Annotated in this window: 12 protein-coding genes; 10 read left to right on the forward strand and 2 right to left on the reverse strand. The window is 40.7% G+C overall.

What is annotated here, in order from left to right:
* The first annotated feature begins 26 nt into the window (after positions 1 to 26).
* The 10 genes from KO530_RS08205 to rluF all read left to right on the forward strand — a co-directional run bounded on the left by KO530_RS08205 (position 27) and on the right by rluF (position 13,290).
* Entirely contained in the window at positions 27 to 248 is a 222-nt protein-coding gene (locus tag KO530_RS08205) for a response regulator transcription factor (RefSeq protein ID WP_216047940.1), read from the forward strand.
* A 107-nt stretch (positions 249 to 355) separates the two neighbouring features.
* Positions 356 to 541, forward strand: a complete 186-nt coding sequence (locus KO530_RS08210; protein ID WP_216047941.1) for a hypothetical protein — start codon at positions 356 to 358, stop codon at positions 539 to 541.
* Between the two features lie 81 nt (positions 542 to 622).
* Complete coding sequence (locus KO530_RS08215; RefSeq protein ID WP_216047942.1) at positions 623 to 1,552, forward strand: ATP-grasp domain-containing protein; 930 nt, start codon at positions 623 to 625, stop codon at positions 1,550 to 1,552.
* A gap of 196 nt (positions 1,553 to 1,748) precedes the next feature.
* Positions 1,749 to 5,099, forward strand: a complete 3,351-nt coding sequence (locus tag KO530_RS08220; RefSeq protein ID WP_216047943.1) for an amidohydrolase family protein — start codon at positions 1,749 to 1,751, stop codon at positions 5,097 to 5,099.
* A 221-nt stretch (positions 5,100 to 5,320) separates the two neighbouring features.
* Positions 5,321 to 6,259, forward strand: coding sequence for an SPFH domain-containing protein (locus KO530_RS08225; RefSeq protein ID WP_216047944.1), 939 nt, complete (start codon positions 5,321 to 5,323; stop codon positions 6,257 to 6,259).
* Between the two features lie 2 nt (positions 6,260 to 6,261).
* Positions 6,262 to 6,717, forward strand: a complete 456-nt coding sequence (locus KO530_RS08230) for an NfeD family protein (protein WP_216047945.1) — start codon at positions 6,262 to 6,264, stop codon at positions 6,715 to 6,717.
* Positions 6,718 to 6,759: 42 nt separating this feature from the next.
* Positions 6,760 to 7,776 carry a GGDEF domain-containing protein gene (locus KO530_RS08235; RefSeq protein WP_216047946.1) on the forward strand — a complete coding sequence of 339 codons (1,017 nt, stop codon included), beginning with the start codon at positions 6,760 to 6,762 and terminating at the stop codon, positions 7,774 to 7,776.
* Positions 7,777 to 8,046: 270 nt separating this feature from the next.
* A complete protein-coding gene (gene fusA, locus KO530_RS08240) occupies positions 8,047 to 10,131 on the forward strand; it encodes an elongation factor G (RefSeq protein ID WP_216047947.1) in 2,085 nt (694 codons plus the stop codon).
* Positions 10,132 to 10,413: 282 nt separating this feature from the next.
* Entirely contained in the window at positions 10,414 to 12,387 is a 1,974-nt protein-coding gene (locus KO530_RS08245; protein ID WP_216047948.1) for an alpha/beta hydrolase family protein, read from the forward strand.
* 150 nt (positions 12,388 to 12,537) lie between these two features.
* A complete protein-coding gene (gene rluF, locus KO530_RS08250) occupies positions 12,538 to 13,290 on the forward strand; it encodes a 23S rRNA pseudouridine(2604) synthase RluF (RefSeq protein ID WP_216047949.1) in 753 nt (250 codons plus the stop codon).
* A 31-nt stretch (positions 13,291 to 13,321) separates the two neighbouring features.
* Here rluF and KO530_RS08255 read toward each other — a convergent pair whose 3' ends face one another.
* Positions 13,322 to 14,320 (reverse strand): hypothetical protein, encoded by a 999-nt coding sequence (locus KO530_RS08255; protein WP_216047950.1) that lies wholly within the window; start codon positions 14,318 to 14,320, stop codon positions 13,322 to 13,324.
* A gap of 192 nt (positions 14,321 to 14,512) precedes the next feature.
* On the reverse strand, positions 14,513 to 15,013 hold the full coding sequence (locus tag KO530_RS08260) for a hypothetical protein (protein ID WP_216047951.1): 501 nt from the start codon (positions 15,011 to 15,013) through the stop codon (positions 14,513 to 14,515).
* Between the last annotated feature and the right edge of the window lie 239 nt (positions 15,014 to 15,252).

Genomic DNA, 15,252 nt, shown 5'->3' on the forward strand with positions numbered 1-15,252 from the left:
CAACCTACTATTTAAGGAAAAATACAATGGAAAACATGTTGGAGTTGTACCAAAACAAACTATCTAAAAGAGAGGCACAAGTGGCCAATAAAGTGCGCGAAGGTTTGAGTAACCGTTCAATCGCTGATCAATTATTTATCAGCGAACGGACGGTGAAATTTCATTGCACTAACATTTTTAGAAAGTTAGCAATAAACAATCGAAAAATGCTGCGTTCATTGTTCCCAAATGCGTATGAAACAGCTTAAAACTGTACTCTAGTACAGTTAACTTTTTGAGTATATTAGCCATACTCATATTGTCAGTACAATGATGTACGACAAATTACTAAAGTAAATATTACAAGGAGAATGAAATGGAACATCCATTCAATACAAAAATGGAACTTAACAATTTATCTACCGAGCAAGTTGCTGCGGGTTCGCTCGCAATTCAACTGCCGAAAGATGCCAAGTTGCCTTCCCGCTCACCAATTAAACCACCCATGGAAACAACCATGGCAATTGGCGAAGAAGGCGGCAGTTTTGGTAATTGGTTCTAAGCCATAAAGTGGTGAACTACCTTGTTAAGGTAGTTCACTATATCTGAAAATTTAACTTCGATAAAAATTACAGGACGTGTTATGTCGGTCGTTATTATTTTAGGTGCCAGCCAAGACTGTCACGCATTACATATGCTTCAAGCATGCCATCAATCAGGGGTTGAAGCCGCATTATTTGACACATCACTTTACCCTTCTTGCCACAGTATTAGTTGGGACCCGATGTTAGCCAAAGGTGGGTTGCGGTTAAACTCTACCTTCTATAAGTTTGCACAAATCGACAGTGTTTTTTGGAGCAGTGTTGGACCGCCTAGCTTGGTAGCTAATACCAACCCTTCTTTGTATCAAATCGCCATGAGTGATAGCTCAAGCGCTTTACGGACTTTTTTCGATGAGACCAGTATTCGCTGGGTTAATTCATGGCAAGTTTTTGATTCTCACAAAGTCAAACCTCGGCAATTACATAAGGCATCAACAGTGGGCGCATTAATCCCACAGACCTATATTGGTAATGAAATCAAAGATATTCTTGCGTTTGCAAAACACTATAAAAAATTATTATTCAAACCTGTTTATGGCGGCTCACATGCCACTTTAATAGATGAACAATTGCTCAGTTCGATACATCTTCATAAAGTCTTAAAATATGCGCCTGTGACAATTCAAGAATATATTGAAGGGACAAACATTCGTACATATGTCATTGGTTCCGAGGTTTTCAGTGCAGAAATAGTCAGTGATGAGGTCGACTTTAGACTGCAATCAAATCCAATCCATATTCCCACCAAGACCCCTTCTAAGATTGTCGCTTTGGCCAAACGCTTGACTCAGGCGTTTAATATGCATTGGACTGCGATTGACTGGCGACGTGACAACAAAGGCAATTATTATTTTTTAGAGGCAAATCCCAGTCCAATGTTCATACATTTTGAACAACTCACTGGTTACCCTATTACAGAGTTACTGGTGCAAGCGCTAATCCACCCTAGATATTTATCTAATGTAAGTTAAATTGCTAATGCCAAACGGCCTTATATAGACAAAGTGTACCTTTAAGCATACATTTAAACGCCTGCGTACAACCCCTGAAACATTTTCGTCAATCAATCTAAAGTGTATAGTGTTGACGCTTCAACAGGACAGAATATGAACTTTATTGCTTATAAAGTGAATTTCAAAACTAATAATAAAACGACAGGAATTCTCAATGAATACACTAAACAGAAGCGCTACAGTAAGCTACTTACTATTCAGCATTTCTATTTTGTTTTCTGCTCATATATTTGCGGCACAAGAAGAAAATGCAGATGCGGAAACAGATTCGCCTTCAACTGAAAAACAAGATTGGGATGTACTTAATCCCCCTTTCGAATTGTCTTCAACTAAAATTGATACTGACGAAGTTACTTGGTCAAGTTTAGATATCTCACCCGATGGCAAAAAAATGGCATTCGACACTTTGGGAGACATTTTCATTGTTGATAGCCAAGGTGGTGAAGCAAAAGCGCTCACTCAAGATTTCGCTTGGAATATTCAACCTGCGTTTAGTCCGGATGGCAAAAAAATCGCGTTTAGCTCCGACCGAGGTGGGTTGTCTAATATTTGGATGATGGATTTAGACAGTGGTGAATTAACCCAAGTCACCACCGAAAAAAATAACATTATGCACTCTCCAAAGTGGAGTCCTGACGGACAATATATTCTTGCTACCAAAGGCATAATGTCGAGTCGTAGTATCCCTGCTGGCGAAATTTGGATGTATCACTTTTCTGGTGGCGATGGCGTTCAAATCAAAGCAAGAGTCAATGGCAAAGCAGATCAAAAAAATATCGCTGATCCTGCATTTTCTCCCGATGGAAAGTATGTTTATTTTACCCAAGACATTACGGGAGGCTCGACATTTAGTTACAACCGAGATCCCTTGAAATCGATTTTTGCGATTAGCCGTTATGAATTAGAAAACGGTGATGAGGAGAGATTTGTTAGCGGCACTGGTGGCGCAATTGTTCCCACTCCCTCTCCCGATGGTAAAAAGCTAGCGTTTATTCGTAGGATTAAGAACAGAACGGCATTATTTGTTAAAGACTTGTCAGATGGCAGCGAACGAGTTTTATTTCAAGAACTTGAGCGAGATATGCAAGAAGGCTTCGGTAGTGAAGGCTATTTTGCCTATTTTGATTGGACCCCAGACTCTGAAAATATAGTATTTTGGACCGCAGGTAAGTTTCACAAACTCAATGTAGATAGCCTCGAAATTGAAGACATTCCAGTAAACCTATCAACAACAGCACAATATGCAGATGCGCTGCGTTTTGATGTGGATGTCGCACCAGATTCGTTTGACGTAAAAATGATACGCTGGGCTCAGAAATCACCAAATGGAAAAAATATTCTTTATCAGGCCCTAGGCAAGTTATATGTCAAAGACTTAAAATCAGGCAAAGTAAAACGCTTAACCAAACAAAATGACCATGATGAATATTTCCCTCGTTATTCAAATGACGGGAAGAAAATCGTCTATACCACATGGAATGACCAAGATTTAGGAACGATTAGAATCGTGTCTGCTCGAGGCGGCAAAGGTAAAGTTATTTCAAACAATCCAGGTCACTATGTTGAACCTAGCTTTTCGTTAGACGGTGAAATGGTAACTTATAGAAAAACCACTGGAGGATATTTACTTACCCCTAAGTGGTCAGTTGAACCGGGGTTATATGTTACAAACTTAGATGACAAGACCCATACTCGAATTTCTAAAAGTGGCGGTGCCCCGCATTTTGCAGGCTCAAACGAGCGGGTATATTTTACCGCTGTCGTTGGCGGTACTCCTTACACCGAAACCCAATTAGTCAGTGTTGATTTAAACGGTGAAGACCTCCGTGAACATTTATATGGTGCCGACAAAATTAGCGAATATCGATTATCCCATGATGGGAGATGGATTGCTTTTGTGCATCAGTACAATGCCTACGTTGCGCCATTTATGGAAATGGGGAAACGTCAAAATATCGGACCATCAAGTACTGCAACGCCAATTAAACAAGTTTCAAGTCGAGCCGGTGAATATCTCACTTGGTCCCCAGATAATAAAACACTTTCGTGGTATCACGGCCCTTATTATTTCGAACGAGATTTGAAAGACGCTTTTGATTTTATCGCAGATGCACCAGCCACCTTGCCAGAACCCGTTAGCGAAGGCATTAGCCTGTCATTCAGTCAAAAATCTGATAAACCAGAAGGTTATAAGGCCATTGTTGGCGGTACCGTCGTCACCATGCGTGATGCAGATAATCAACAAGAGATAATCGAAAATGCGGTTGTCTTAATTAACGGCAACAAAATTGAAGCGATTGGCAAAGTTGACGATATCGAGATTCCTGATTCAGCATTTATTATTAACGCTGAAGGAAAAACCATTATTCCTGGTTTAATAGATACCCATGCCCATGGATCCCAGGGCAGTAACGAAATTATTCCCCAGCAAAATTGGAGTCAATATTCTAATCTAGCGTTTGGTGTGACCACTATTCACGATCCATCAAACGACACCACTGAAATTTTTTCCGCGGCTGAGTTACAAAAAGCAGGCAAAATCGTTGCACCTCGCATTTACTCTACCGGTACGATCTTGTACGGCGCAGAAGCATTGGGTTACAAAGCAATCATCAAAAGTTTTGATGATGCTAAGTATCACTTACAGCGACTCAAAGACGTCGGTGCAATTTCGGTTAAAAGTTATAATCAACCTCGTCGTGATCAGCGCCAACAAGTATTAGCTGCGGCAAGAGAACTGGAAATGATGGTAGTGCCAGAAGGTGGCGGTAAACTACAGCAAAATATCACTATGGTAGTAGATGGCCACACTGGCTTAGAGCACTCACTGCCCATTGCCAAAGGTTACAATGACTTAACCAAATTATGGTCGGCAACCAAATCGGGGTATACACCAACCTTTATCGTTTCCTATGGTGGTTTAATGGGAGAAGAGTATTGGTACGACCGTACTGAAGTTTGGAAGAATCCTCGTTTGATGCGTTACACGCCATCTTATATTATCGATCGTCGTTCGATTCGCCGACCTACGGCGCCAGACAATCAATATAACCATTTTAATGTGGCATCTTATGCAAAAGAGCTAAGAGACAACGGCGTAAGTATCCATATCGGTGGTCATGGTCAACGAGAGGGCTTAGCCGCACATTGGGAGCTATGGTCCATGCAACAAGGTGGATTTACGCCTTGGGAAGCCCTAAGAGGTGGGACCATTGATGGTGCGAAACATTTGGGTATGGATAAACAGATTGGTAGCATTGAAGTAGGAAAAGTAGCAGACTTAGTGGTTATCGACGGTAACGTGTTAGCCGATATTAGGCGCAGTGAGTATGTAGACTATACCGTGATCAATGGTCGTATCTACGACGCGGCAACCATGAACGAAGTTAACAGCAAACATAAGCGACAACCGTTTTTCTTTGAACAAGATAATCAAAGTTTTATGCCTAAAGAAACGGAAGCGAGAGTTCATGAAAAAGCCAAACAACATAAGTGGGTTCATTAAACTTAGGCTAGCCTAAACAGCTAATGTTATTAATAGGGGGCGCTTTAAGCGCCCTTTTTTTGTGTCGAATTGTGAACGAAGGTGCATAATCTTACCCATTTATATTAAACTAGTGACAAAAGCTGATCTGTTTATTTGCTTAGTTTGGCAAATAGTGGGATAAAACATGCCAATCTTTCAAATTAATTTAGCTAAAAGACGTAATCTAGGAGTATTAGCACATGGATTTCTTATTCGACTATATCTTTACCGTACAAACCGCGTTGTTAGTGTTTGTTATTGTACTCATCAAATCATCAATTAAATTCGTGCCTCAGAATCGCGCATTTTTAGTCGAGCGTTTTGGAAAATTTCAATCTACCAAAGAAGCGGGTTTAAATTTCATTATTCCGTTTATCGACAACGTTGCCGCAGATCGCTCCTTAAAAGAACAAGCTGTAGATGTTCCAGAACAAAGTGCCATAACCAAAGACAACATATCTTTATCTGTAGATGGTGTTTTGTATTTTCGAGTAATGGACCCGTATAAAGCAACATATGGTGTTGATAATTACGTTTTTGCAGTTACTCAATTAGCCCAAACCACCATGCGTTCTGAACTGGGTAAAATGGAATTAGACAAAACGTTCGAAGAGCGTGACATGCTCAATACCAATATCGTAGCAGCAATAAATGATGCAGCCGGCCCTTGGGGTATTCAGGTTCTTCGTTACGAAATTAAAGACATTGTTCCGCCACAATCAGTAATGGAAGCAATGGAAGCTCAGATGAAAGCAGAGCGCGTAAAACGAGCTCAAATTCTAGAGTCCGAAGGCGACAGACAAGCTGCAATCAACCGTGCAGAAGGTAATAAAGCATCTGTAGTATTAGCCGCAGAAGCTGATAAAGAAGAACAAGTATTGCAAGCTGAAGGTGAAGCTAAAGCCATTGTTGCCGTTGCCGAAGCGCAGGCCGAAGCTTTGCGTAAAGTTGGTGTAGAGGCTAATACCGTTGAAGGGCAAAAAGCCATACAATTGGATCTCGCCACAAAAGCTATCGAAGCCAAACAAGCAATAGCCAAAGAATCATCTATTATTCTGCTGCCGGATGGCGCAACAGAGCCCGCCTCAGTCGTTGCTCAAGCTATGACGGTCATTAATTCCATGAACAAAGGAAACTAGGCATGGATTTAATCAGTAACAATTTGGCGGAAAGTTTAATTGTGCTTGGTTTAGTCATGTTAGCCATAGAAATTGCTATTTTAGGCTTCGCAACTTTCATAATGTTTTTTGTGGGTTTAGCCTGTGTTGCCGCTGGCGCTCTTTTGTATCTTGGATTGATTCCAGATACGCTAATGAGTGCTACGTTAACAGTGGGTATTTTAACGGCAATTAGTGCTGTATTGCTGTGGAAGCCACTTAAAAATATTCAACAAAACGTTGATACTAAACCAGCCCAAAGTGATTTAATTGGTCATGATTTTTTGTTAGAAAAAAATGTTTCTGCTACCGAAAATCCGTATTATCACTTCTCTGGAGTGCAATGGAAGTTGAAAAGTTCCCACCCTATTTCGGCAGGAAGTAGGGTCAAAGTTATAAAAGCAGAAGTCGGTATGTTTTATGTAGAACTTGCCGACTAAAAGCGACTCAAAGAAAAAATCTAACACAGCAGAGAGATAGGTATGTCAGCCAAAGATATTGAACAGTCATTTGTCATCCTCAAACAAACCGTCCCTTTGCTGGTTAAACACAAAATTTCTGCCGTCCCTACCAATTATGCCCTTTGGTACACCTATGTCAGCAACGACTCTCCCGAATTAAATGAGCAGTTAGATGCCGCTGTAGAAAGTGATTCTCCAATATCGGAACTCAAGGCTAAAGATCTCTATCGTAGTTACATTTCTGATAAAGAAGAAGTGAATGTTTGGGATTTACGCCAGTCTCTTGAAGGTATGATGATTGAATTATCGCAATCCCTCAAAGACACTAAATCGGAAACCCAAGATTATAAAAACCTCATGGACGCCTGTATCGACGATTTGAGCAAGGTTGAAAAAGAAGGCTGGACAGTAGAGGAAGTGTTAGGCTTAGTGCGCAATATGGTCAAAGAATCGCAAGTGATCAGACAAAGTACCATCAGCTTCAATGGCGCTCTGGCCAGTGCAGAAAAAGAAATAGTGCGGCTTAAATCGCAGTTGCAAGCCAGTCAACAAGAAGCGCTTTATGATGCGTTAACCGGATTATGCAACCGTCGTTATTTCGACTCTGAAATTAGCAGTAAAACAAAACTAGATAAGTGCAGTCTAGCGTTAATTGATATCGACCATTTTAAAAAAATAAACGACACCTACGGCCATCAAATGGGTGATTTAGTACTAAAAGCGGTGGCGAAAAAGATACAAAGCTGCTGCCGGGAAAATGCCCAAGCATTTCGTTACGGCGGAGAAGAGTTTGCGGTCATCATGCCAGGACTTGATCAATCCCGTGCTCGGCATATGGCCGATGTTATGCGCCGAAATATCGAAAAAATCACCGTAAAAGACCGTCGAACTGGCCAATCTTTAGGGGATATAACGGTTTCTGCTGGCGTGGCCCAGTTGCAAGCAAATGAACATTCAAGTCAGTTTATCGAAACAGCCGACAAGTTATTGTATGAAGCAAAACGTCTTGGAAGAAATCGTGTCATGCCCATGGCTTAAAAGCGGTTTAAAATTAGAGAATTAAGTGTTTTTTCCGCGCTTTTCACGCATTTTAACTAATTAAAATCATAAAACTCATAATATCTACACTATTTTAAGAATAATAAAGTACCTTTATTGGTCATTTAACCAACTGAAAATAAAGGCTTTTTTCAACAAATCTTGAATTAATTTTTAAACTGTTGATTTTTAAAGCAAATGAAACAATGTAACCTGTCGAAAATTTTTGTATAATGCCGCGCAATTTTTTATTAGACACAGAGTGGACCAATGTCAGACTTATCTCATTACAGAAATATAGGTATTTTTGCCCACGTTGACGCGGGGAAAACTACCACCACCGAACGTATATTAAAACTTACCGGTAAAATTCATAAAACCGGTGAAGTACATGACGGTGAATCAACAACAGATTTCATGGAACAAGAAGCAGAGCGCGGGATTACTATCCAATCAGCTGCTGTAAGTTGTTTCTGGAAAGATCACCGTTTTAACGTAATCGACACCCCGGGACACGTTGACTTTACAGTAGAAGTATATCGTTCACTTAAAGTTCTAGACGGCGGAATCGGTGTATTCTGTGGATCTGGCGGTGTAGAGCCACAATCAGAAACTAACTGGCGTTATGCGAACGAATCTGAAGTAGCTCGTATTATCTTCGTAAACAAACTAGACCGTATGGGTGCAGACTTTTACCGTGTTGTTAAACAAGTTAAAAATGTTTTAGCAGCAACACCACTAGTTATGACGCTTCCTATCGGTATAGAAGATGATTTTGTTGGTGTAGTTGATGTATTAACTAAACAGGCTTACATCTGGGATGACACAGGTCTTCCTGAAAACTATACAATTGAAGATGTTCCTGCTGACATGGTTGATAAAGTTAACGAATACCATGAAATGTTAGTTGAAACTGCTGTTGAACAAGACGACGATCTAATGATGGCTTACATGGATGGTGAAGAGCCTTCTATTGAAGACCTTAAACGTTGTATCCGTAAAGGTACACGTGACATGTCTTTCTTCCCAACATACTGTGGTTCAGCTTTCAAAAACAAAGGTATGCAGTTAGTACTAGATGCCGTTGTTGATTATTTGCCTAGCCCGACTGAAGTTGATCCTCAACCTTTGACTGACGAAGAAGGTGTTGAGACTGGTGAAGTAGCGACTGTTTCTGTTGATGAGCCATTACGTGCACTAGCATTTAAAATTATGGATGACAGATTCGGTGCTTTGACTTTCGTTCGAATTTACTCAGGTAAATTGAATAAAGGTGACACTATTCTTAACTCGTTTACTGGTAAAACTGAACGTGTTGGCCGTATGTGTGAAATGCAAGCAGACGACCGTAACGAATTAAACAGCGCACAAGCTGGTGACATCATCGCTATCGTAGGTATGAAAAACGTACAAACAGGTCACACACTTTGTGATCCTAAACACCCTTGTACGCTAGAAGCTATGGTATTCCCAGAGCCGGTAATCTCTATCTCTGTTGCACCTAAAGATAAAGGTGGTTCTGAGAAAATGGGTATCGCTATCGGTAAAATGGTTGCTGAAGATCCATCTTTCCGTGTTGAAACGGATGAAGATTCTGGTGAGACCATTCTTAAAGGAATGGGTGAGCTTCACTTGGATATCAAAGTTGATATTCTTAAGCGTACATATGGCGTTGACTTAGAAGTTGGTCAACCTCAAGTAGCTTATCGTGAAACTATTACTCAACCTATCGAAGATTCTTATACCCATAAGAAACAATCAGGTGGTTCAGGTCAATTTGGTAAAATTGACTATCGTATCCGTCCTGGTGAGCCAGGTTCTGGTTTTACATTTAAATCAGTTGTTGTTGGTGGTAACGTTCCTAAAGAATTCTTCCCAGCTATCGAGAAGGGCTTTAAAGGTATGATGGAAACTGGTGTTCTTGCTGGTTTCCCTGTGTTAGATGTTGAAGTTGAACTATACGACGGTGGATTCCATGCCGTGGATTCATCTGCAATTGCGTTCGAAATCGCAGCTAAAGGTGCATTCCGTCAATCGATTCCTAAAGCCGGACCTCAACTTATTGAGCCAATCATGAAAGTAGACGTGTTTACGCCTGAAGATCATGTTGGTGACGTAATTGGTGACCTTAACCGTCGTCGTGGTATGATTAAAGACCAAGAAGCAGGTGTTACTGGTGTTCGCGTTAAAGCCGACGTACCACTTTCTGAAATGTTCGGTTATATCGGATCACTTCGCACAATGACATCTGGCCGTGGTCAATTCTCAATGGAATTCAGCCACTATATGCCTTGTCCAGCAAACGTTGCTGAAAAAGTTATCGCTGAAACTAAAGCGCGTAACGCTAAGAAGTAAATATTACTTTTAGTTAAGCTATAAAAAAACCCGATTTTTTAATCGGGTTTTTTATTGTTTAATAATAACCACTCTACAAAGCCCTAAAGCAATTATTCCATTCTAATGTACGTTCATTTTTTCGCACAAAACACTTCACAAAAAAAGTACAGTTTTGGGTAAATAAATTGTCAATCTTGTCTATTTTCGTTAAGGTTTGGATATTCTCCGAAGTCGTCCTTTTGGATAAGGAATATGGAGAAATCACTATCGACAATCAAGGAAGAAGCTAAGGAAGCTTATATGAAAACCTGCTTAATTTTTGCGTTGCTACTATTTTGTTCATCTGTATTAGCAAGCAAACTGCCCATAGATCAATTCTCCAAACACAGTGACTATTTAGATATGACCATCTCCCCCGATGGCAAACACCTACTCGCACGAGTACAACACGAAGGTGAGGTAAGTTTAGTCTTTTTAGATGCCAAAAATATGAAAATAGTGGGAGGCGTTCGGCCAAAAGAAGGGGATGCAATTCACTCGGCTCAGTGGGTCAGCGATGAACGAGTGGTATATCAGTTTGCAGAAAAACGTTTACGCTATGATGCGCCAATTGCAACCGGAGAGTTATTTGCGATTAATGTTGATGGCAGTAAACAAGAAATGTTGTATGGCTGGAGAGCGAGAGAGAATGGCGATCGCAGTACAAGAACAAAAAAACGCGAAGCCAGTTACGCCACGCCCGAAATAATTAGCTTGTTGGTAGATGACGAAAAAAACATCTTAATATTGGAACACCCTTGGACCTTAGAACATAACCAGTGGTACGACTTACGCAAAAAACACTCAGTTATTTCTAAGTTAAATATATTCAACGGCCGCAAAACTAAAGTCGAGGTGCTTCCCCACCCCGGAGCTCACGCTATCGCCAACAAATTTGGCGAAATTAATTTTATCAAATGGCATGATGAAAATTTAGAAGTTCATGGAGCATATAGAGAAAAACGTGATTCACGATGGCTAGAAATTGTAGATGCTTTGGGGGTCAACAAAGACCTAGTACCAACTGGAACCAGCAATGATGGCAAAAAGATTTTACTAACGGGTAGTTATGGAAAAAGAGATTTAAATACTTATTACGTACTAGACCTCACCAGCAAAAAACTTAGTCCGATTTTTGACGATATGGTAGCCGATATCGCTTATACCAATCGGGAGCCATTAACCAATATGCCGGTAGTTGGTATTTCTTATCCGGGTAAACCGCAATATCATTATGTAGAGGAAAACAAAACCGCCAAGCTGCATAAGATGTTAGTTGAGGCCTTCGGTGAACAGGAAGTTAACATCACGAGTTCAACTCGAGATGGGAAAAAGCTGTTGGTGCGTGTCTCTAGTGATGTCAATCCAGGCGAATACTACATATTTGACACTGAAAAAATGGGTGCAGAATTTATCTGGTCGAACCGCTCTTGGCTAGACCCGCGCACTATGGCACCAATGCAAGCATTTCAATTCACCACTGAAGACAATATGGTAATCCATGGTTACTTGACCATGCCATTAGCACTAAAGGAAAATGAAAAACCCCCTATGGTCGTCGTTATCCATGGTGGTCCCCACGGTATAAGTGAAACATGGGAATTTAATAGTGAAGTGCAGTTTTTAGCTAACCGAGGGTATGCGGTATTACAAGTTAATTTCCGCGGCTCTGGTGGTTATGGTAAACAGTTTGAACAAGCGGGCTATCGGCAATGGGGTGGTAAGATGATAAAAGATATCACCGACGCCACTAAATATGTTGTCAGCCAAGGATATGTAGACGGCGAAAAAATGTGTGTGTATGGCGCTAGTTATGGTGGATATGCAGCATTGATGGCCAGTGTGCGCGAGCCTGAACTGTACAACTGCACCATAGGCTATGTTGGTATTTACGATTTAAACTATGCATATACTGATAGCATTTACATGAAGAGTCATGGAGGCCGAGGTTATTTTGAAAAAGTCCTAGGCACCAACGCTCGAGAGCTAGCTCAATTCTCTCCAGTGAATTATGCAGACAAAATCAAATCAGATGTATTGTTAATTCACGGCGAAAAAGATTCCATCGTTTCGGTTAAAAATGCCCAAGCGATGCTCGCCAGCTTTGAAGCCGTAGGTAAAAAGGTGGACTACATAAACTTTGAAAAAGGTGGACATGGTCTGTTTCAAGAGGCGGGACGAAGACAAGTATATGCTGCGCTCGAAGAATTTATTAATCAGCACATTAATAAATAGAATATGCCAAATATGCAACCGCATCAGGAACATCCCTTGCGGTTGCGCATATTATCAAGTGATAACAGAATCAGTCGCTATATCAGTTTTACGACAAAACGCTTACACTAACCACCATAAAAATTCTGACATCAAACAATTTTATCAGTTATGACAATTGCGCAAGGCAAACGCCTCAATAAATACATCAGTGAAACAGGCTTATGTTCACGCCGTGAAGCTGACAAACTCATAGAACAAAATCGGGTCACCATAAATAACAAGATTCCAGAATTGGGCACTAAAGTCTTTGATGGAGATGAAGTCAGGGTTGACCGAAAGTTAATTGGTGCCACGCCGAATAATAAATCCGACCGTATTTATATCGCCTACAATAAACCAGTTGGTATCACCTGCACCACAGAGAAACATGTTAAGGGAAATATCATTGATGCGATTGGACACAAACAACGCATTTTTCCGATCGGTCGTTTAGATAAACCATCCGAAGGGTTGATTTTACTCACCAGCGACGGCGACATAGTAAATAAGATATTACGTGCTGAGAACGCCCATGACAAAGAATATGAAGTAACCGTCACACAACCTATCAGTGAACGATTTTTAACGCGTATGGCTTCTGGCGTGCCCATATTGGGCACTGTTACTAAACCCTGTAAGGTTAGTCCTTTAGGAAAATACAAATTTAAAATTATTTTGACGCAAGGCTTAAACAGACAAATTCGTCGTATGTGTGAATTTTTAGGTTATGAAGTGAGTAAATTAAAGCGCACTCGTATTATGCATATTGATCTGTCTCGACTCTATCCTGGTCAATGGCGAAATTTAACCGCTGTAGAAATGCAGGTTTTAAATGAGTCTCTTAAAGGATCACAAAAAACCGCCAATACTACCCCACAATAGCCAAAAACCATTGTGGGGTATTTCCGTTAAACTAGCTTTGCGCGTCAGGCAATAAACCTTGTACTTGAGCCGGTAGAACTTTCAATATTTGTCTGCGACTAACTTGCCAAAAAGCAGATAACAGCAATAAGGTTGCGCCAATACACAAACCAGTGATTGCAAAGCTATAACTTACCATTCCGTAAGTTTCTAATAATGTAGAGAACGCATAAATAACATAGACCAATGCAGACACCATAATAGCGCGTCTATCGACAGCAATAGATATTGCCGCTAGCAAAACATACAGCCCAAGCACCACCAAAGAAACTGACACACCGCCTACCCCCTGCAATACGCCTAAAGAAGTAAATATAGGATGCACAATTAGCGGCGCAGCGGCCAAATGCAACCAAAATGCCACATCAGATGAACGGGTTTGCCGGTTGCGATCGGAGGCATCCCAATACATGGCCAAACCAAAAATAGCTAAACCAACACCTAACAACAAACCATTTACCCAACCAACAGCGCTTGGGAACACTGCCAATATAACAGCGATCATACTGCTGCTCAGTGCTGCAACTCCAGCGGCGACTGTTATAGGCACTCGAAAACGCTTCCAATGCAGCACAGCGGCAAAGGCGCTAAGCAAACCGGCAACTAGGAATGGAATTTCAGAAGGTTGTTGGTAGTTCACTAAGGGAGTGGCAAAAACGCCGCCTAAAAATGTCAGCAACAACATAATTGCAGGTAATGCCATTCTGCGCTTCACCACAAAGAATTCAGCTAAAAGCCATGATGCAATAGCAACCCCGATCGTCCCTAGCATAGGAGAAAGATGATATCCGAGAAAAGCGATTGACGCCAAGAGTAACCCGCTGGCAATAACCACGAAAATATCGTTAAAACCAGTAATTAATCGAAAGTTTTCCTCATCAGCCATTGAGGTATTTTTTAAATGAGCAATATGGGTTTTGAATTTAGTGACAGAGTCGTCAGTAAAAATACCGGCCTCCACTGCCTGATTCAAATCTTCGTCGTTGTACATAGGTTGGCTCCAATTATTATTTTTAGCCTTAAATAGGCCTTACGAATTAACCAATTTGAAATGTTTCAGCAATAAACGAACCAGAATTAATAATCTCTATTTTTCAGTATGTTAGGAAATTGGATAGGTATTTTAAGTGATAAAATTAATAGCATTACCCAAATAGTAGTGAAATTAACCATTGTTCGGTAGTTAAGGAGAAGTTACCGTTTGCCAACTCCAATCGAATGCAGCCAGCCCTATTCCTGTTATTAGTCTTTGATACTCAACAGGATCTAGTGCTTTGGCTACTACTTTATACTGAGACCTATATTTCACAGCACGAGTAGTTAATAAATCAAATCGCTTGTCTGCATTTTCGGAAAAGTCCACATCACGAAGTTTTTCAATTCGAATACTGGTGTTGTAATACTCCACCACATACTCCAATAACCGATTTTGTATCAATAACATCTTTTTATTTACTAGATGCTCGCAGATGCCCTTTTCTGTGATGGCATAAGAAAAGCCTTTTTCAGTCAAGTCTGTGGCACTTTCCGCCAACTTCAAGGAGGTTTTCCAATACTGTGTAATCAATTTTAAATACTGAATCGAAATATGCTGGTTTTGCTGAATTTCTGGCGAGTTCAATTCTTCCAAAATGTCTTGGCTAAGCATCTCAAGTGTAACAAGCAAACGATTAAAATTAGACATCTACAGTTTACAGCGGCAAAACCTAAAGGCTATAACTTCCCAACACAATTGGTCAAGTACTCTTAGCTGGCGAAAAGGACGAAAATTACCCACGGAATAAATTATGGCTTACAAAAAGATAATCTCCCCTCCCCTGTAGGCGGGTGCTTTAGCCCCGCAGCGTTTTACATGGATTCCATGGCCTGAAGACCATGCTACAAAGATAATCTCCCCTACCCCGTAGGCGGGTGCTTTAGCCC

Origin of the sequence: Aliiglaciecola lipolytica (assembly GCF_018860635.1) — a bacterium.
GTDB lineage: Bacteria > Pseudomonadota > Gammaproteobacteria > Enterobacterales > Alteromonadaceae > Aliiglaciecola > Aliiglaciecola lipolytica_A.